This window comes from Crossiella sp. CA-258035 (assembly GCF_030064675.1).
Taxonomy (GTDB): Bacteria; Actinomycetota; Actinomycetes; order Mycobacteriales; family Pseudonocardiaceae; genus Crossiella.
In genome coordinates this window covers 5,927,497-5,944,415 of sequence record NZ_CP116413.1, presented here as the reverse complement: position 1 = coordinate 5,944,415, position 16,919 = coordinate 5,927,497, and the positions used below count along the sequence as shown (strand labels likewise).

Annotated in this window: 21 protein-coding genes; 15 read left to right on the top strand and 6 right to left on the bottom strand. The window is 72.6% G+C overall.

Annotated elements, in window-relative coordinates:
- The first annotated feature begins 54 nt into the window (after nucleotides 1–54).
- The 3 genes from N8J89_RS26715 to N8J89_RS26705 are packed head-to-tail and all read left to right on the top strand — an operon-like array spanning nucleotide 55 to nucleotide 1,697.
- A complete protein-coding gene (locus N8J89_RS26715; protein WP_283659763.1) occupies nucleotides 55–867 on the top strand; it encodes a class I SAM-dependent methyltransferase in 813 nt (270 codons plus the stop codon).
- Nucleotides 868–910: 43 nt separating this feature from the next.
- Nucleotides 911–1,246 carry a hypothetical protein gene (locus N8J89_RS26710; protein WP_283659762.1) on the top strand — a complete coding sequence of 112 codons (336 nt, stop codon included), beginning with the start codon at nucleotides 911–913 and terminating at the stop codon, nucleotides 1,244–1,246.
- A gap of 10 nt (nucleotides 1,247–1,256) precedes the next feature.
- A complete protein-coding gene (locus N8J89_RS26705; RefSeq protein ID WP_283659761.1) occupies nucleotides 1,257–1,697 on the top strand; it encodes a MarR family winged helix-turn-helix transcriptional regulator in 441 nt (146 codons plus the stop codon).
- Between the two features lie 24 nt (nucleotides 1,698–1,721).
- Here the strand turns inward: N8J89_RS26705 and N8J89_RS26700 are convergent, their stop codons facing one another.
- Nucleotides 1,722–2,411, bottom strand: coding sequence for a DJ-1/PfpI family protein (locus N8J89_RS26700; protein WP_283659760.1), 690 nt, complete (start codon nucleotides 2,409–2,411; stop codon nucleotides 1,722–1,724).
- 117 nt (nucleotides 2,412–2,528) lie between these two features.
- Between N8J89_RS26700 and N8J89_RS26695 the strand changes: the two genes are divergently transcribed.
- Together N8J89_RS26695 and N8J89_RS26690 are read left to right on the top strand one after the other, a co-directional pair.
- Complete coding sequence (locus N8J89_RS26695; RefSeq protein ID WP_283659759.1) at nucleotides 2,529–3,476, top strand: DUF3048 domain-containing protein; 948 nt, start codon at nucleotides 2,529–2,531, stop codon at nucleotides 3,474–3,476.
- 126 nt (nucleotides 3,477–3,602) lie between these two features.
- Nucleotides 3,603–3,779: a hypothetical protein gene (locus N8J89_RS26690; RefSeq protein WP_283659758.1), complete on the top strand. Its 177-nt coding sequence runs from the start codon at nucleotides 3,603–3,605 to the stop codon at nucleotides 3,777–3,779.
- 1 nt (nucleotide 3,780) lies between these two features.
- Here the strand turns inward: N8J89_RS26690 and N8J89_RS26685 are convergent, their stop codons facing one another.
- Nucleotides 3,781–5,178: an aminotransferase-like domain-containing protein gene (locus N8J89_RS26685; protein WP_283659757.1), complete on the bottom strand. Its 1,398-nt coding sequence runs from the start codon at nucleotides 5,176–5,178 to the stop codon at nucleotides 3,781–3,783.
- Here N8J89_RS26685 and N8J89_RS26680 point away from each other — a divergent pair.
- Nucleotides 5,177–6,130: a DMT family transporter gene (locus N8J89_RS26680; RefSeq protein WP_283659756.1), complete on the top strand. Its 954-nt coding sequence runs from the start codon at nucleotides 5,177–5,179 to the stop codon at nucleotides 6,128–6,130. The two genes, N8J89_RS26685 and N8J89_RS26680, sit on opposite strands and share 2 nt — an antisense overlap.
- Nucleotides 6,131–6,284: 154 nt before the next feature.
- Here N8J89_RS26680 and N8J89_RS26675 read toward each other — a convergent pair whose 3' ends face one another.
- Nucleotides 6,285–6,644, bottom strand: coding sequence for a Rid family hydrolase (locus tag N8J89_RS26675; protein ID WP_283659755.1), 360 nt, complete (start codon nucleotides 6,642–6,644; stop codon nucleotides 6,285–6,287).
- 99 nt (nucleotides 6,645–6,743) lie between these two features.
- Nucleotides 6,744–8,081 carry an aminotransferase-like domain-containing protein gene (locus tag N8J89_RS26670; protein ID WP_283659754.1) on the bottom strand — a complete coding sequence of 446 codons (1,338 nt, stop codon included), beginning with the start codon at nucleotides 8,079–8,081 and terminating at the stop codon, nucleotides 6,744–6,746.
- 60 nt (nucleotides 8,082–8,141) lie between these two features.
- Between N8J89_RS26670 and N8J89_RS26665 the strand changes: the two genes are divergently transcribed.
- From N8J89_RS26665 to N8J89_RS26640, 6 genes are all read left to right on the top strand, one after another.
- Nucleotides 8,142–8,768, top strand: a complete 627-nt coding sequence (locus N8J89_RS26665; protein ID WP_283659753.1) for a DJ-1/PfpI family protein — start codon at nucleotides 8,142–8,144, stop codon at nucleotides 8,766–8,768.
- Nucleotides 8,768–9,691, top strand: coding sequence for a GlxA family transcriptional regulator (locus tag N8J89_RS26660; protein ID WP_283659752.1), 924 nt, complete (start codon nucleotides 8,768–8,770; stop codon nucleotides 9,689–9,691). Before N8J89_RS26665 ends, N8J89_RS26660 begins: the two co-directional genes overlap by 1 nt.
- Nucleotides 9,692–9,759: 68 nt before the next feature.
- Nucleotides 9,760–10,815, top strand: a complete 1,056-nt coding sequence (locus tag N8J89_RS26655; RefSeq protein WP_283659751.1) for a sensor histidine kinase — start codon at nucleotides 9,760–9,762, stop codon at nucleotides 10,813–10,815.
- Nucleotides 10,812–12,041, top strand: a complete 1,230-nt coding sequence (locus N8J89_RS26650; protein WP_283659750.1) for a hypothetical protein — start codon at nucleotides 10,812–10,814, stop codon at nucleotides 12,039–12,041. Before N8J89_RS26655 ends, N8J89_RS26650 begins: the two co-directional genes overlap by 4 nt.
- Nucleotides 12,023–12,682: a response regulator transcription factor gene (locus N8J89_RS26645; RefSeq protein ID WP_283659749.1), complete on the top strand. Its 660-nt coding sequence runs from the start codon at nucleotides 12,023–12,025 to the stop codon at nucleotides 12,680–12,682. Before N8J89_RS26650 ends, N8J89_RS26645 begins: the two co-directional genes overlap by 19 nt.
- A complete protein-coding gene (locus N8J89_RS26640; RefSeq protein WP_283659748.1) occupies nucleotides 12,679–13,086 on the top strand; it encodes a RidA family protein in 408 nt (135 codons plus the stop codon). The genes N8J89_RS26645 and N8J89_RS26640 overlap by 4 nt, the downstream gene beginning before the upstream one ends.
- 30 nt (nucleotides 13,087–13,116) lie before the next feature.
- Here the strand turns inward: N8J89_RS26640 and N8J89_RS26635 are convergent, their stop codons facing one another.
- A complete protein-coding gene (locus tag N8J89_RS26635; protein ID WP_283659747.1) occupies nucleotides 13,117–13,560 on the bottom strand; it encodes a DUF6098 family protein in 444 nt (147 codons plus the stop codon).
- 43 nt (nucleotides 13,561–13,603) lie between these two features.
- Between N8J89_RS26635 and N8J89_RS26630 the strand changes: the two genes are divergently transcribed.
- Entirely contained in the window at nucleotides 13,604–14,638 is a 1,035-nt protein-coding gene (locus N8J89_RS26630; RefSeq protein ID WP_283659746.1) for a PHP domain-containing protein, read from the top strand.
- Here N8J89_RS26630 and N8J89_RS26625 read toward each other — a convergent pair.
- Nucleotides 14,635–14,802 carry an Rv3202a family protein gene (locus N8J89_RS26625; RefSeq protein ID WP_252484725.1) on the bottom strand — a complete coding sequence of 56 codons (168 nt, stop codon included), beginning with the start codon at nucleotides 14,800–14,802 and terminating at the stop codon, nucleotides 14,635–14,637. The genes N8J89_RS26630 and N8J89_RS26625 overlap by 4 nt on opposite strands.
- Before the next feature lie 88 nt (nucleotides 14,803–14,890).
- On the opposite strand from N8J89_RS26625, the gene N8J89_RS26620 reads away from it, so the two are divergent.
- Both N8J89_RS26620 and N8J89_RS26615 read left to right on the top strand, forming a co-directional pair.
- Nucleotides 14,891–16,414, top strand: coding sequence for a CYTH and CHAD domain-containing protein (locus tag N8J89_RS26620; protein ID WP_283659745.1), 1,524 nt, complete (start codon nucleotides 14,891–14,893; stop codon nucleotides 16,412–16,414).
- 21 nt (nucleotides 16,415–16,435) lie between these two features.
- Complete coding sequence (locus tag N8J89_RS26615) at nucleotides 16,436–16,879, top strand: VOC family protein (RefSeq protein WP_283659744.1); 444 nt, start codon at nucleotides 16,436–16,438, stop codon at nucleotides 16,877–16,879.
- The last annotated feature ends 40 nt before the right edge of the window (nucleotides 16,880–16,919 follow it).

Here is a 16,919-nt window from a genome sequence, read left to right as displayed (position 1 = left end):
CGAGTCGCCCGCCTTGACGATCACGGTGGCGCGGCTGCCGTATGTTCTCCGATCATGATGGTTGCCGCGCGCGAGGCGTCGCTGGGACCGATCCACCTGGGCCGCCTGACCGTCGACGCGGGCCGGGTCCCGGACGGCCGGACCAGCTACCAGGTGCTCAGCGACGTCGTCGCGGGTCAGCGCCGGGTGCTGGACCTGGGTTGCGGGGACGGCCACCTGCTCGACCTGCTGGCGCACGCGCACCCCAGGCGGCTGGCCGGCACCGACCCGGCCGCGGAGCCGCTTTCCGTTGCCCGCCAACGGCCCGCGCTCGCCGGTGCGGCACTCGCGGTGGCCTGCCCGAGCGCGCTGCCGTTCCCCGACGACAGCTTCGACGCCTGCGTCTCGCACCTCGCGCTGGCCCAGCTGAGCGACCTGGACCGGGTGGCGGCCGAGCTGGCCAGGGTGCTCGCGCCCGAAGGCGTGCTGGCCGTGGTGCTGCCCGGCGGGGCCGTGCCCGGCACCGCCTACGAGGTGTTCAACGACCTCACCCGATCGGTGCTGGAAGAGGTTCCGGTGGACCGCCGCCAGCCCGAGCTGGGCGATCGCCGCGCCCGGCACCGGGCCGGTCTGGAGCAGGTGCTCGGCGGCGCCGGGTTCGGCCAGGTGGACTGGCGCGCCATCCGGCTGGACCTCACCGGCGGCCTGGACCAGGTGTGGGCGCGGCTGGTCGAGATCTACGACCTCGGCCCGCTGGACCCGGCCGCGCTGGCCACCCTGCGCCGCTGTTTCGACAGCACCGTCACCGTGCTGCCGGACGGCCGGGTGCCGTGCGCGATGAACCTGCACCTGGCCGTGGCCTTCGCACCCAACGGTTTCACAGCGTGAGCAAGGGGGTACGCTGCGCAAGCAAGCGGATTTGAGGTGAACGATGACGGCAGGGCATGAGGCGGCCCAGGACGATCCGGAGCTGGTCGTGCTGGCCGCACTGCGCGAGGCAGGCTGGATCTTCCGGCCCTGGGTCGAGGCAGGGCAGACCCTCGGCTTGGCCGGTTCGTTCACCGACCGGGACTTCACCGACGCGGTGTTCATCGCCGACCGCGACGACGCCCGCGCGGTCCGCCTGCTCGCCGACCAGCCCGGCGCCAAGGGCGGCGTGGTCTGGGACTGCGCGGGCAGCCTGCGCGATGTGGTCGCCGAGCTGCTGGCCCTGCCCGCCCCGCACACCCGGCTCGCACCGCAGCTGGTCATCGGCAAGTGGCCGTAAGATCACCGGCATGGCCGAGGAGCCGACGGTGGCGGACTCCACCACCCTGCTGCTGGTGACGGTCGGCAGGCTGCTGAGCCGCCGCGTCGACGAGGAACTGGCCGCGCACGGCCTCACCCTGCGCCACTTCGGCGCGCTGGGCCACCTGTCCCGCCGCCCCGATCTGTCCTATTCGGACCTGGCCCGGCGCGCGGGGGTCACCACGCAGAGCATGCACACCACGGTGCGCGCGCTGGAGGAGCGGGGCGCGGTGGAGCGGGTGCTCGCCGGGCACGGGCACGCGGCCCGGCTGGAGATCACCGAACGCGGCCGGGAACTGCTGGCGGAACTGGCCAGGGCCGGGGCGCGGCTGGACGAGGAAGTGCTCGGGCAGCTCACGCAGGAGCAGCGGGCCGCGCTGCGCACGGGCCTGGCACCGCTGATGGCCCCACCACGACGCTCGGCGAGCTGACCGGCCCCGCCCCGGCCGCCGCGCTCAGGCGCGGGCCGCCACCTCCGCCCGGTCCAGCACCGCCGCCAGCTCCTCGTGCCACCCGCTGAACGCCGCCACCGACTCCGCGGTCAGCTCCGGCCCGGCCAGCGCCGGACTCCCAGTGCCGAACGGCGGCTTCGGCGCGAACTCCAGGTCCAGCTCCGCCCGCCGCGCCGCCTCGATCCCGCGCAGCTCGGCCAGCACCAGCAGTGCCGCCTCGTAGGACCCGGTGACCGGCCCCGCGGTCCAGATGTCGCCGTCCCGCACCACGATCCCGGTCCCGGCCGGGATCGCGCCGACCCTGGGCAGCAGGTCGGCCAGGTGGAAGTTGGTGGTGGCGCGCCGGTTGGTGAGCAGGCCGGCCAGCCCGGCCACGAAGGTGCCGCCGCAGATCGCGATCACGTGCCTGGCCCGGCGCGCTGCCTGGCCGAAGAACTCGATCACCTCGGGGTCGCCGAGCACCTCGGAGCCGACCGCGCCCACCGCGAGCACGTCCAGCTCCTCCGGGCAGTCGGCGAAGCGGGTGGTCGGCACGGTCGGGAACGCCGGGGCGCCGACCACCGGGCCGGTGTCCTTCCACAGCAGGTGCAGGTCCACATCGGGCTGCATGCCGAAGACGGTCTGCGGCCCGATGATGTCGGCGACGACGTAACCAGGGGAAACGAGGATGCCGACGGTGAGTCGCTCGGACACGAGGTCCTCCAAGGGAGTCGGAACTATCAGCTAGGCTGTAAGTCTGCCTGAAAGTCAGGTCGCTGGCACCCCCCGAACTCGCTAACCTCACTGCACTGGCCTCGCCGGGAGGTTGCCGTGCACCGACTGACCGCCCCGCTCCTGTCGCTCCTTCTGCTGGGCGCCTGCTCCACCCCAGCCCCGCCGCCCACCAGCCCGTCCAGCTCCGCGGCCGAAGCGCCTTCGCCGCTGACCGGACTACCCGCCGCGGCCGGTCAGCCGGTGCTCGCGGTCAAGATCGACAACGTCTCGCCCGCGCGCCCGCAGACCGGGCTCACCCAGGCCGACCTGCTCTACCTGGAACCGGTCGAGGGCGGCCTGACCCGGTTCGTCGCGGTGTTCAGCTCGCGGCTGCCCGCCTCGGTCGGGCCGGTGCGCAGCGCCCGGGAGTCAGATCTTGAGCTGCTGCAACAGTTCCAGCGTCCCGCGCTGGCCTACTCCGGCTCCGCGCCCGAGCTCGCGCCGCGGATCGCGGCCGCCCCGCTGGTGCCGGTGCCGCCGGACAAGGCCCGGGACGCCTACACCCACGACTCCCGCCGCGCCGCCCCGCACAACACCTACGCCGTCCCGGAGAAGCTGCTGGCCGCCGCGCCCGGCGCGGGTGCGGTGCGGGACATCGGTTTCCGCTTCGGACCGGCCCCCGAGGGCGGCGCGGAGACCACCCAGCACGTGGTGCGCTACCCGGCGGCGGTGGTGTCGCTGGACTACAGCCCGCAGGAGCAGCGCTGGCGGGTCGGCATGGACGGCGCGCCGCTGGCCGCGGCCGAGGGCGGCGCGGTCAGCGTGAGCACCGTGGTGGTGCAGAAGGTCGTGGTGCGCGACTCGCCGTTCCGGGACAGCAAGGGCACCAGCCCGTTCGCCCAGACCGTCGGCTCCGGCGAGGCCACTGTGCTGCGGGACGGGCGGTCCTACCAAGGCCGGTGGTCACGGCCCGCTGCCGACAACGGGACCACCTTCACCCAACCGGGCGGTCAGCCGCTCACCTTCGCTACTGGACCACTCCTCGTGTTGCTTGTACCAGCATGAACGCTGTGACGCAGCACCGATAAGGCCGATCGGGCGATGACTTGCCGGTAACTCCGTACTGGCAGGTAGATCTGTTGTCCGGCAAGGGAAGTCGGGCGCGGCCGGTGGAGGATGAGGTATGAGGTCGTGATGTACCAGAGTGTGGCTCGGCAGGACGCGGTGGCCACCCGCGAGGATCTGTTGGCAGCGGCCAAGAAGGTGGTGGAGTTGTTCGTGCCGGACACCATCGCCGAGATGCTGGACGAGATCCAGCGCCGTCCCCAGTCGCCGGTCATCCCCCAGCAGGCGACGGCACGGGACTGAGTCACAAGCTCGCGAACGCCGCGGCCAGCCGCCGCACCCCCTCCCCGAGCACCTCGGGGGCGGCCGCGCCGAAGGTCAGCCGGAGGTGCGGAGCCGGTGGTTCCGCGGCGTACCAAGGTCGCCCGGGAAACACGACGACGCCGTGCGCCGCGGCCGCGGTGGTCAGCGCGAGATCATCCACCCCGTCGGGCAGCCGGGCCCACACGTGCAGCCCGCCGCGGGGCAGCACGGCCAGGGTCAGCTCGGGCAGGTGCGTGGCCAGCGCGGCGACCAGGGTGTCCCGGCGCGCCAGCAGCTCGGCGCGCAGGGTGCGCTGGTGCCGCGCCCAGGCCGGGGAGGCCACGAACTCCAGCGCGGCCTCCTGCAGCGGCCCGGAGACGAAGAAGTCGTCGGCCACCCTGGCGGTGCGGATCCGCGCGCCTGCCGCGCCGCGCGCGCCGAGCGCGGCCACCCGCAGGCCGGGCGCGCCCGCCTTGGTCAGCGACCGCAGGTGCACCACGTGGCCGTGCAGGTCCTCGGCGACCAGCGGCAGCGGCTGCTCGCCCTCGATCACCAGGTCCCGCGCCCAGTCGTCCTCCAGGATGAACGCCCTGGCCGCGCGGGCCGCGGCCAGCACCTCGGCCCGCCGGTGCCGGGCCAGCACCGCGCCGTGCGGGTTGGCGTAGGCGGGCTGGCAGTAGAACAGCCGGGCCCCGGTGCGCTCGAACGCGGCGGCCAGCAGGTCGGGGCGCACGCCGTCGGCGTCCACCGGCACGCCCACCACGCGCAGGCCGAAGGTGCGCGCGGCCGCGATCACGCCCAGGTAGGTCGGCGCTTCCACCAGCACGGTGTCGCCCGGCACGCACAGCGCGCGCAACGCGGTGCCCAGCGCGGCCTGCCCGCCGGGGCAGACCACCATGTCCCCGGCCCGCAGCGCCCCACCGGCCTGGCGGGCGAACCAGGACCGCAGCTCCAGGCGGCCCTCCACGGCGCCGCGTTCCCAGGACGAAGGCCGCCGGGCCGCCCTGGCCAGCGCCGCGCCGAGCGCGCTCACCGGTTGCAGCGCGGCCTCCAGGTAGCCGGCCGAGAGCGGGATCAGCTCGGGGCGCGGCATGGCCAGCAGCTCGGGCAGCGCCTCCTCACCGGCCTTGCGCTCGCCGAGGGCCACCGCCTGCCAGGACAGGTCGGCCACCTCGGTAACGCCGGTGGCGCGCGGGGCGACAAAACTGCCCTTGCCCGGCCGCACCTCCACCAGGCCCTCGCTGGCCAGCTGACGGATCGCCCGCTGCGCGGTGACCGGCGAGATCCGGTGCCTGGCCATGAGATCCCGCACCGAGGGCAGCCGGGAGCCGGGAGCCGCGGAGGTGACGTGCGCCCGCAGCTCTTGGATAACGCGACGGGCGGCGTTATCGTCATTCATGAGGGACAAGAGTAACGTAATCGCCCAGAACCGGATAACGGGCGGCTTCCTGCTCGGCGCGCTGGGCGTGCTCAGCTTCAGCCTGTCGCTGCCGCTGACCCGCCTCGCGGTGGCCGAGCTGAACCCCTGGTTCGTCGCCTTCGGCCGGGCCGCGGTGGCCGGGGTGCTCTCCCTCGGCTACCTGTGGCTGACCGGCTGGGGTCGGCTGAACCGGCGGCAGGTCGGGCGGCTGCTGCTGGTCGCCCTCGGCGTGATCATCGGCTTCCCGCTGTTCACCTCGCTCGCGCTGACCGTGCAGACCGCCTCGCACGGCGCGGTGGTGATCGCGGTGCTGCCCGCGGCCACCGCGGTGTGGGCGGTGCTGCGCGCGGGGGAGCGGCCCAGCGGCCGGTTCTGGCTCTCCAGCGGCGCCGGCCTGCTCGCGGTGCTGGTGTTCCTGGGCACCGCCGGCGGGCTCAGCGGGAGCTTCGAGCTCGCCGACCTGCTGCTGCTGGCCGCGGTGGTGCTGTGCGGCCTGGGTTACGCCGAGGGCGGCGCGCTGGCCCGCGACCTCGGCGGCGCGCGCACCATCTGCTGGGCGCTGGTCGTCTCGCTGCCGCTGACCGTGCCGCTCACCGTGGTCTCCGCGCTGCCCATCGCACCGGCGGCGGTGAGCTGGCAGGCGTGGGCGAGCTTCGGCTACGTGAGCCTGGTGTCGATGTTCCTCGGCTTCTTCGCCTGGTACGCCGGACTGGCCCGCGGCGGGGTGGCCAAGGTCGGACAGGTGCAGCTGGCCCAGCCGGTGTTCACCCTGAGCTGGGCGGCGCTGCTGCTCGGCGAGGAGATCGGCGTGTACACCGCGCTGATGGCGGTGGTCCTGCTGGCCTGCGTGGTACTCACGCAGCGGAGTCGGACAGTTGCTCCTTCCGTGCGGGTCGATCGACCGTCACCACAGGTGGCCCGCCGGTCCTAGGGTTGTTCCTGGCGGGTGGGGGGCGAAGAGGCAACTGGGGGTTTTCTTCGCCGAGGCCGCCGAGCCGGCGCGTTGGTCCGGGCGGGACCGACGCGACGCTGCGGCGGCGGTGGCCGCGTGCGCCTCCCGTGGGCACACGCGGCACCATCCCGCCTCACACCCGGGCGAGGAACTTGATCTCGATCAGCTGCTCGGGGAAGGCCAGCCCGGTCGTGCCCAGGATCGTGCTCGCCACCTGCGGGTCTTCCCGGCCGTAGGCGGCCTTGCGCACCGGGCCGGCGACCGCCATCGCGGCCGGGATGTCCAGCACGTAGAGCACCTCCTCCACCACGTCCGCCAGCGAGGAGCCGAAGCGCCGCAACAGCTCCTCGGCGTTGGCGTAGGTCTGGCGCATCTGCTCGCCCATGTCGCCGGACGGCGGCTCGCTGCCGCGGTGGGCGAGTTGGCCGGAGAGGTGGATGGTGTCGCCGTGCCGGACGGCCTGCACGTAGCCGTAGTCGATTTCCCAAGGCACGCCGTGATTTTCCGTTGTTCGCATGAGCTGCACGCTAGGGCCGGGCCGAGCGCGCTCACCAGCGGTGATCAGGTCAGACAGGGCAAGGATCGTGCCAGCTCAGCGGAGCGCGTCCGCCTCGACCACCTGCCGGAGGGTGTGCAGGGTCCGGCGCAGCTCGGCGGGTTCGACCGAGCCCAGGGCCAGCCGGAGTGCTTGCGGCACAACGGCAGTGGCCGCGAACTGCTCGGCGGTGGCGACCGAGATGTGGTGCCGGGCAAGGGCGGCCGTGATGCGGTCCGCCCGCGCGCTCTCGGCCAGCGGCAGCCAGAGGAAGTAGGAGGCCGGGTGGCCGAGCACGGTGAGCCCGGCCAGGGCTTCGCGGGCGATGGCCTGCCGGGCCTCGGCATCCGCGCGCTTCTGGGCTTCGAGGCGGTCCACGGTGCCGTCGGCCAGCCAGCGGCAGGCGAGTTCGGTGGTCAGCGCGGGCGTGTGCCAGGTGGTCGCCCGGACCACCCGCTCGATCGCGGCCACCCGGTCCGGTGGTGCGGCGAGGAAGCCGACCCGCAGGCCGGTGGCCACGCTCTTGGACAGGCTGGAGACGTAGACCGTGCGCTCCGGGGCCAGCGCGGCCAGCGGCGGCGGGCAGTCCTGCGCGAGGTAGGCGTAGGCGGCGTCCTCGATGACCAGCAGGTCGTGGCGGCGGGCGATCGCGACCAGGCGTTCGCGGGTGGTGCGGGAGAGCACCCAGCCGAGCGGGTTGTGCAGGGTCGGCATGGTGTAGATCGCGCGGACCGGCCGTTGGGCGCAGAGCTGTTGCAGCGCACCAAGATCCGGCCCGGACTTGGTGACCGGCACGGTCGCGAGCTCCAGCCCGAGCGTGCGCGCGAGCACCGTGAAACCGGGGTAGGTCAGCGCGTCCACCGCCACCACGTCGCCGTGTCGCAGCGCGGCCATCGCGGTCACCGCGAGACCGTGCTGAGCGCCACTGACCACCAGCACCTGGTCCGCGGGCACCCGCAGGCCGCGGCGGCGCAGGTGTTCGGCGACCGCGGCCCGGTCCTTGGCTCGGCCGCGGTGGGGCTGGTAGTGCAGGTAGGAGTCGAGCTCGCCCGCGGTGGCCAGCTCGCGCAGGCCCTGGCGCAGCAGGTCGGCCTGGCCGGGCACCGAGGGGTAGTTGAACCTGAGGTCCACCGCGTCGGCGGCCACCGACTGCTCGTCAGCGCCCTGACCGGGCCGCGGCGCCAGGTCGCGGACGAAGGTGCCCCGGCCCTGCTCGCCGCTGACCAGGCCCATCGCCGCCAGCTCGGCGTAGACCCTGGAGGCGGTCACCAGCGCGATGCCCTCCCGCGCGGCCAGCTCGCGGTGGGTGGGCAGCCGGGTGCCCACCGGCCAGCGCCCCGACCGGATGTCCTCGGCCAGCGCGTCCACCAGGCGCTTGTACCGGGGGATCCGCACGGCTGATTGTATGCATGACAATTCTTCGACTGTCATGCATCGGCTGCCTAGGCTCGCGCCATGCACATCGCGATCCTGACCTTCGAGGGCTACAACGAGCTGGACTCGCTCATCGCGCTCGGCCTGCTCAACCGGGTCAAGCAGCCGGAGCTGCGGGTGACGATCGCCAGCCCGGCGCTTACGGTCCGCTCGATGAACGGAGTGGTGATCGAGTCGATGGCCACCCTGGAGGAGGCCTGCGCCGCGGACGCGGTGATCGTCGGCAGCGGGTCGCGCACCCGCGAGGTGGTCGAGGATCCCGCGATCATGGCCGTGCTGCGCGGCCTCGACCCGGCCCGCCAGCTGCTGGCCGCGCAGTGCTCGGGCACGCTGGTGCTGGCCAGGCTCGGGCTGCTCAACGGCGTCCCGGCCTGCACCGACCGCACGAGCAAGCCGTGGGTGGTGGCCGCCGGGGTCGAGGTGCTGAACCAGCCGTTCTACGCCAGGGACAACGTGGCCACCGCCGGTGGCTGCCTCGCCTCGCACTACCTGGCCACCTGGATCATCGCCAGGCTGGCCGGACCTGAGGCCGCTGAGGAAGCTCTTGCCTATGTGGTGCCAGTCGGGGAGAAGGAGGAGTACATCGGCAGGGCCATGCGCAACGTTGGCCCGTACCTACGGTCTGACCAGGCTCTTACACTGCGTTGATGGTGCCTGACCCCGCCCTGACCGCGGCCATCCTGGCGATGCCCCGCCTGATCGCGCTGGACCTCAGCATCCCGGCGCACATCCTCGGCGGCCATCCCGGCTACCGCGTCCTGGTCTGCGGTGAGGAGCCCGTCGCCGGCGTCACCCCAACGCACGACCTGGCCGCCGCGGCCAAGGCCGACATCCTGGTCGTCCCCGGCTACGACGATCCCGGGCTGCCGCTGCCCGAGGCATACCTCGGCACCATCCGCACCGCCGCCGACCTGGGCGCCAGGGTGGTCGCCATCTGCACCGGCGCGTTCGCCCTGGCCGCCGCCGGGATCCTGGACGGGCGGGACGCCGCCACCCACTGGCAGTACCTGGCGCAGCTCCGCGAGCTGCACCCGAGGGTGAACGCGCTGGCGAACCGGCTGTTCGTGCAGGACGGCAAGATCCTCACCTCGGCCGGCGGCGGCGCGGCCATCGACGCCTGCCTGCACCTGATCAGCACCGACTTCGGCGCGGCCGCCGCCTACGAGGCGGGCAAGGGCGTGGTCGCCGCCCCGGCCCGCGGCGGCGAGCAGCCGCAGTACGTCGACGTGTTCACCCCGTCCCGCTCGGACCTGTCCGCGACCAGGGCCTGGGCAATCGCCAACCTCGGCGAGCCGATCACCGTCCAGCGGCTGGCCGAGCACAGCAACCTGTCCCGCCGCACCTTCGTCCGGCACTTCGAGCAGGAGACCGGCCTGCCGCCGATGCGCTGGGTGGTGCGGCAACGCCTGCTCAGCGCGCGCAGGCTGCTGGAGCGCTCGGACTGGCCGGTGGAGCGGATCGCCGCGGCCACCGGCTTCGGCACCGCGGCGAACTTCCGGTCGATCTTCCGTCGTGAAGTCGGCCTCACTCCCAGCGACTATCGGCGGACCCACCTGGCCAACACGAGCTAGTCTCTCCAGCCATGGACCCGGATTGGGCGATCGAACGCGAGTTCCGTCGCTCAGCTCTCCGGTACTCCTTGCTTGTACGCACAGTCGTGCTGGCCTGCGCCGGACTGCTCGCGCCCCTCTCCGGCGCGGAGAACCTCCCGGTCACCATCGCCGCCGTGCTGGCCGTCAACCTGTGGAACCTGGTGCTGTGGTGGGCCGACGGACGCTGGGTGCTGCCCGCCGACCTGGCCGTGCTGACCGCGTTGTGCCTGCTCCAGGGCGAGATCGAGCCCGCGTCCGCGCTCGACGACGGGACCAGCTGGGTGCTGGTCATGGTCTCGGTGGTCGCGGTCAGCTGGCAGTGGCGGATCCCGCCGGCGCGCGGCGCGCTGGTCGTGGTGGTGCTGGTGCTGTTCGTGGCCTACTCCGGCGGCGTCGCGCTGGTCGCCGAGTGGGACACCGGCATCCCCTACGGCCTCTGGCTCTTCGTCGAGGCAGGGCTCGCGCGACTGCTGTTCGTGCTGGTCTGCCGGGGCGCGCGGGCAGCGGACACCGCCACCGCCCAGGCCGCGGAAGCCGCCCGCGCGGCCGAGGTCGAAGCCGCCAGGGACCGGGAACACCGCGAGTACCTGGCCACCCTGCACGACACCGGCGCGGCCACCCTGCTGATGGTCGGCATGGGCGTGGCCACCAAACCCGAACCCTGGCTCGCCGAACAAGCGGCCAGAGACGTCGCCGCCCTGGCCACCCGCCCCGAACCCGACCACGAACCGGTCCACCTGACCACGGTCCTGACCCGCACCGCCGAGGCCGCCCCCGTGGCGGTGGACCTACGGTTCGAGTACCAGCCAGTGGTCACCGCCGACGTGGCCGACGCCCTGGCCCGCGGCGTGGCCGAGGCGCTGCGCAACGTGCGGCGGCACGCCGGGGTGGACCGGGCGTCGGTGGTGGTGTCCGGGGACGGGGCCCGGGTAGTGGTGGAGGTGCGGGACGAGGGAGCCGGGTTCGCGGTCGAGGCGGTGTCGGCGCAGCGGCGGGGGCTGACCGGGTCGGTGGTGGCGCGGATGGACCGGGTCGGTGGGCGGGGGAGTGTGCGGTCAGTGCCGGGGGAGGGGACGACGGTGCGGTTGGAGTGGCCCGGATGAGCCGGGGGTCGTGGGGTGGGCGGCTGGCGCGGGTGCGGCGGGCTTGGGTTTGGCGGGATGGCGGGGCTGGTGCTGCCGTAGGTCGGATCGGCGGTCAGCCAAATCCCGCCACGCTCAGCGCCGAGACAGACACCCCCGCCGCCCGGGGCCCCGGGTGGACCGCCGCCACCTACCTGCGCGGTCTGCGGCTGGCCACCGTCCTGATCACCTTCGCCGGACTGCTCGGCCTCGCCCTGCCGGTGATCATCGCGCACGCCGAGGTCTACCGGTCCCTAACCATGGAGCTGGTCGCCTTCGGCGTCCTGTTCGCGGTCGCGGTCTTCTGCGCGGTCCGGGCCGATCCGGGGCGCTGGCGCTGGCCGTTGCTCGTCCTGGTCTTCGGCTCGGCCCTGCTCGCGCTGACCGGGGTGCCGCCGGAACTGGTCGTCAGCCGGGCCGAATGGTCCTTCATGTTGCTCGGCTGGTTCGGGATACTGCTGTTGCTGGACAAGGGGATCGGCGCGTTGCTGATCTTCCTCGGGGTGCATGCGGCGGTCAACCTCGGCCAGCTCGTCCTGGTGGGGCAGGCGAACCGGGCGGCGCTGGTCGGACTGCTGATCGCCGGGGTGACCGTGTTCGGTTACCAGGTGGCGGTGGGGTTCGCCGCGGTGATGTTGCACCGGATCGCGGCGAAGGCGGCGGTGGCGGCGCGGGCAGAACAGCAGCGGCGGACGGCGACGGCGATCGCGGCGGAGTTGCAGCGCGATCACCAGGAGCGGTATGCCGCGTTGTCGCGGACCGCGTTGCCGTTGCTGGTGGACCTGGCCTCGGGGCGGGCCGATCCCGGGGATGAGCTGGTGCGGCGGCGGGCCGCGGTGGAGGCGGCGCGGATGCGGCGGTTGTTCGCGGAGGGGGACGAGGTGGCGGATCCGTTGTTGCACGAGCTGGCCGCTTGCATCGACACCGCGCAGCGGCAGGGGGTGAGCGTGCAGCTCGCGGTGCGCGGGCAGCGGCCGCCGCTGGACCTGGCGGTGCGGCGGGCGCTGACCGAACCCGCGCTGGCCACCCTGGTCGCCGCGGCCAGCACGGCGAGGGTGACCGTGGTCGGTTCCGCTAACGCCGTTACGGTAAGCGTGGTCGCCGACGCCCCGGAACCCCCGGTGGTGCGGGCCGACGGCGTCGAGGTGACGAACTTGGTGAACGCGGATCGGGTGTGGGTGGAAGCCAAGTGGCGAGCGCAGAACTGATCACCGCGGTGGTGGTGGACGACCACCCCGCGATCGTGGCCGGTGTCCAGGCCTGGTGCAGCCTTGCCGACCCGCCGATCGAGGTGCTGGCCACCGGGCCCACCGTCGCCGAGGCGTGGACCGAGCCCGGCGCCAGTGCCGACGTGGTGGTGCTGGACCTGCACCTGGGCAACACCACCCAGCCCGGCTACGGCGACCTGACCAGGCTGGTCGACGCCGGGCGGCAGGTGATCGTCTACACCATGCGCGACGACGCGGAGACCGCGCTGACCTGTGTGGACATCGGCGCGTTCGCCTACCTGACCAAGGCCGAGGGCCAGACGCACCTGGTCGCGGCCATCCGCGCGGCCGCGAACAACCTGCCGTACACGCCCCCGGCGCTGGCCGGCGCGATCGGCACCGACACCAGGGGCAACCGGCCCCGGCTCGCGCCGCGCGAGCAGGACGTGCTGGTGGAGTGGTTCACCTGTGAGTCCAAGGAGATGGTGGCGCAGAAGCTCGGCCTGTCCGCGCGTACCGTGAACACCTACATCGACCGGGTGCGGATCAAGTACGCCAACGTCGGCCGGGCCGCCCCGACCAAGGCCGCGCTGGTGGCCCGCGCCATCCAGGACGGCCTGGTTGCCTTGGAGGACCTGTGATCCAGCGTTGGAGCCCGGCGGTGGTCGGCCCGCCGGTCGGCCAGTACAGCCACCTGGCCACCGCGCCCGCCGGGCACGAGCTGCTGTTCGTCTCCGGTCAGATCGGGGCCCGGCCGGACGGCAGCATGCCGGCCGACGCGGAGTCCCAGTCCCGCCTGGCGCACGAGAACCTGGCCGCGCTGCTCGCCGAGGCCGGCGGCGGCCCCGAACACCTGGTGAAGCTGTTCACCATGGTCGCCGGGACCGAGCACCTGCCCGCGGTGCGCGCCGGGCGGGCCGGGCTGTTCGAGCAGTGGTTCCCGGACAAGGACTGGCCCGCGCACTCGCTGATCGTGGTGGCCGGGCTGGCCGCCCCGCACATCCTGATCGAGGTGGAAGCGGTGGCCGCGATTCCCCGGCGGTGACCGCCAGTACGCGACGAGCCACTAGTCCGGCTACCGGCTGCCGCGGTCCAGCGGACCCCAGTCGGCCCGGTACTCCGTGACCGTGCGCTCGGCCTCGGCCAGCACCTCCTCGGCGATCCAGGCCACCGCCCGGTCGCACCGCACCAGCGGCTCGTTGTCCGGCCCCCGGCCCACCTCAGTCCCCTGGAACACCCACGGCCGCACCTGCGGGCCACGCCGTTCGCGCAGGTGGCGGTAGTCGTAGAGCCGGCGGGCCACCCACACCGTGAGCGGCCGGTCCGCCCACCAGTCCTCCACCGCCAGCGGGTTGGCGGACAGGCCGGGCAGCTCCACCCCGGTCAGCTCGTCCTTGCTGACCGCACCCTGATCGGTGTCCGGTCCCTTCGACCAGCGCAGGTACAGCTCCGCCGAGCGTTCGTCGACGACCTTGGCCAGCTCGTCCAGGCTGGTCAGCGTAGGTAGCTCCGCCTCCATGGCCAGAGGAGTTGCCCGGGATCAAGCGGGGTATTCCTGGCTGGTGGATCCCGTTCGGGCGTTGCGCCAGATCGCCTTCCACCTGGAGCGAGCGGCCGAGCCGACCTACCGGGTGCGGGCCTTCCGCCGCGCCGCCTCGACCATCGAGCCGCTCACCGAGCGGGAGCTCCGGGAGCGGGTCGAGCGCGGCACCCTCACCGACCTGCCCGGCATCGGCAAGGCCACCGCCACCGTCATCACCGAGGCCCTCGCCGGTCAGCAGCCCCGCTACCTCACCTCGCTGCTGGACACCGCGCCCACCCTCACCGTCGGCGAGGAGCTGCGCCAAGCCCTGCGCGGCGACTGCCACACCCACTCCGACTGGTCCGACGGCGGCAGCCCGGTCCTGGAGATGGCCGAGGCCGCCCGCGAGCTGGGCCACGAGTGGATCGCCCTCACCGACCACTCACCCCGCCTCCGGGTCGCCAACGGACTTTCCGCCGACCGCCTGCGCGCCCAGCTCGAGCTGGTCCGGCAGCTCAACGAGCAGCTGGCCCCGTTCCGCATCCTCACCGGCATCGAGGTCGACATCCTCGACGACGGCAGCCTGGACCAGGATCCCGCCCTGCTCGCCGAACTGGACCTGGTCGTCGGCAGCGTGCACTCCAAGCTCCGCATGCCGGCCGCGGAGATGACCGAACGCCTGTGCGCCGCGGTGGCCAACCCGCACCTGGACGTCCTCGGCCACTGCACCGGCCGCCTGGTCACCGGCAAGGGCCGCCCGGAGTCCCAGTTCGACCCGGAACGCGTCTTCACCGCCTGCCGCGACCACAACGTGGCCGTAGAGATCAACTCACGCCCGGAACGCCTGGACCCGCCCCGCAGGCTGCTCCGCCTGGCCGTCGACCTGGGCTGCGAGTTCGCCATCGACTCCGACGCGCACGCCCCGGGTCAGCTCGACTGGCTCGGCTTCGGCTGCGCCCGGGCACAGGAGTGCGGAGTGGACGCGGACCGAGTGATCAACACCCGCACGGCGGCCCAACTCGTCCGCCGCCGCACCAAAGCCCGCGCCCCCTCCCACGCACGTACCCGTACCTAGACCTCTTCCTCATCCAGTGGGACCGATCGGTGCTGGTCTGCCACATCGGCGGGATCGGCCTCCAGTGGCCGCACGTCGATGAGCACGTCCTCTTCCTCCGGCATCACCTCGGTCCTCTGCTCCAACGCGTCGGCCTCGGGGACTTCGTCGGCTGGGCGGTTCATCGCACACCTCCTCCCCAGGGCCGTTCCCGATCACCGGGATCCACAAACACCAGGTGCTGAACGGCCGGATCTCGGGTAAGCATGCAAGATGGCGACCGAAACGCGGGAGATCGAACGCAAGTACGAGGCGGCGGAACCACTGGCCCTGCCGGACCTGGACGGCCTGCCCGGGGTCGCCGCCCTGCTGGGCCCCGACGAACTGGCCCTGGACGCGACCTACTTTGACACCGCCGACCGCCGCCTGCTCGCCGAGGGCATCACCCTGCGCCGCCGCACCGGCGGCGACGACGCCGGCTGGCACCTCAAACTGCCGCTCGGCCCGGACACCCGCGAGGAAATCCGCCTGCCACTGGGCCGCAACCGCAAGGTCCCAGCCACCCTGGCCAAGCTCGTCCGCGCGCACACCAGGGGCAACGACCTGGCCCCCATCGGCCGCCTGCGCACCACCCGCCGCCGCTGGCACCTGGTGGACGCCGAGGGCGCGGTGCTGGCCGAGGTGGTCATCGACGACGTCAGCGCCCAGACCATGGGCGAGTCCGCCACCCTGGACACCTGGCAGGAGGCCGAAGTAGAGCTCGTCAACGGCGACCTCACCCTACTGTCCACAGTGGACGAACGCTTCATCACCGCAGGCGCCCACCGCAGCACGTCCAAGTCGAAGATCGGCCGCCTCCTGGGCACCCCGCCCCGCCCGGTCTTCGCGCACACCCCACCCCGCCCCCTGACCAAGAAGTCATCCGCCATCACCGTCGTCCTGGCCTACCTCCGCGCCCACGCCGCCGCCCTGGTGGCAGGCGACATCCTCATCCGCCGCGACAAGCCAGACGCCGTCCACCAGATGAGGGTCGCCACCCGCCGCCTGCGCAGCACCCTGCGCGCCTACGGCAAGGTCATCGACAAGGAACAGACCGGCCGCCTGTCCGACGAGCTCAAATGGCTGGGCGCGGTCCTGGGCGAGGCAAGAGACCTGGAAGTCCTGCACCACCGCGTGACCCAGCACATCCAAGACACCCCGGACGAACTCGTCCTCGGCCCCGTCAAGGCCCGGGTCGACGGCCACTACCGCCAGGAAGCCGCCGCCGCCCGCAAGAAGGTCCTCGCCGAACTCGACGGCCAGCGCTACCTGGACCTGCTGTGCCTGCTGGAGTTCGCCCTCTCCGAACCCCCGCCCACCCGCCTGGCCACCCACCCCGCGAAGGACGTCCTGCCCCAGCAGGTCCGCCGCGCCTACCGCAAGCTGGACCGAGCGATGACAGAGGCGGCGACCAAGGATGGCCCGGAACAAGAACTGGCCCTGCACGAAGCCCGCAAAGCAGCCAAACGCGCCCGCTACGCCGCCGAAGCGCTGGAACCGGTGTTCGGCAAGAACGCCACCCGCTTCCGCAAACGAATGAAGGACATCCAAACCCTCCTGGGCCACCACCAGGATGCCGTAGTAAGCCGCCAAGCCCTCCGCGACCTTGGCGTCCAAGCCCACCTGGCGACAGAGAACGGCTTCACCTACGGCCTGTTCCTGGGGCGCGACGAGGCAAAGGCGACACAGGCTCGCACTGAACTTCCAGCGCTATGGCGCAAGGCTTCGACAAAGAAGCTCCGAAAGTGGCTCCGCTAGCAACGCTGGAAAGGAAACCCAGTGCCCGTCCGCTACCAACTGGTGGTCGACTGCGCCAACCCCACCCGCCAAGCCCACTTCTGGGCCGCTGCCCTGCACTACCAACTCGCCCCACCCCCACCCGGCTTCGCCACCTGGGACGCCTACTACCGCGACCTCGGCCTGCCGGAAGAGGCATTGACCGGCGGGGCGGATCGGATCAGCGACCCACAGGGTGGTGGACCGGACATCTGGTTCCAGCTGGTCCAAGACGCAAAGGCGGTGAAGAACCGCCTGCACATCGACATCCACGCCAGCGGCAACCGCGAAGACCCGATCCAGACCCGCAAGAAGCGAGTAGAAGCCGAAGCCAACCGCCTGGTAGCCCTAGACGCCACCATCACCCACACCATGTACCAAGAAGGAGTCGACCACTACGCGATAGCGATGAAGGACCCCGAAGGAAACGAGTTCGACATCAACTGACCACGACCGGCCAACGCGCGCAAACAACCTCCGCCAGCGA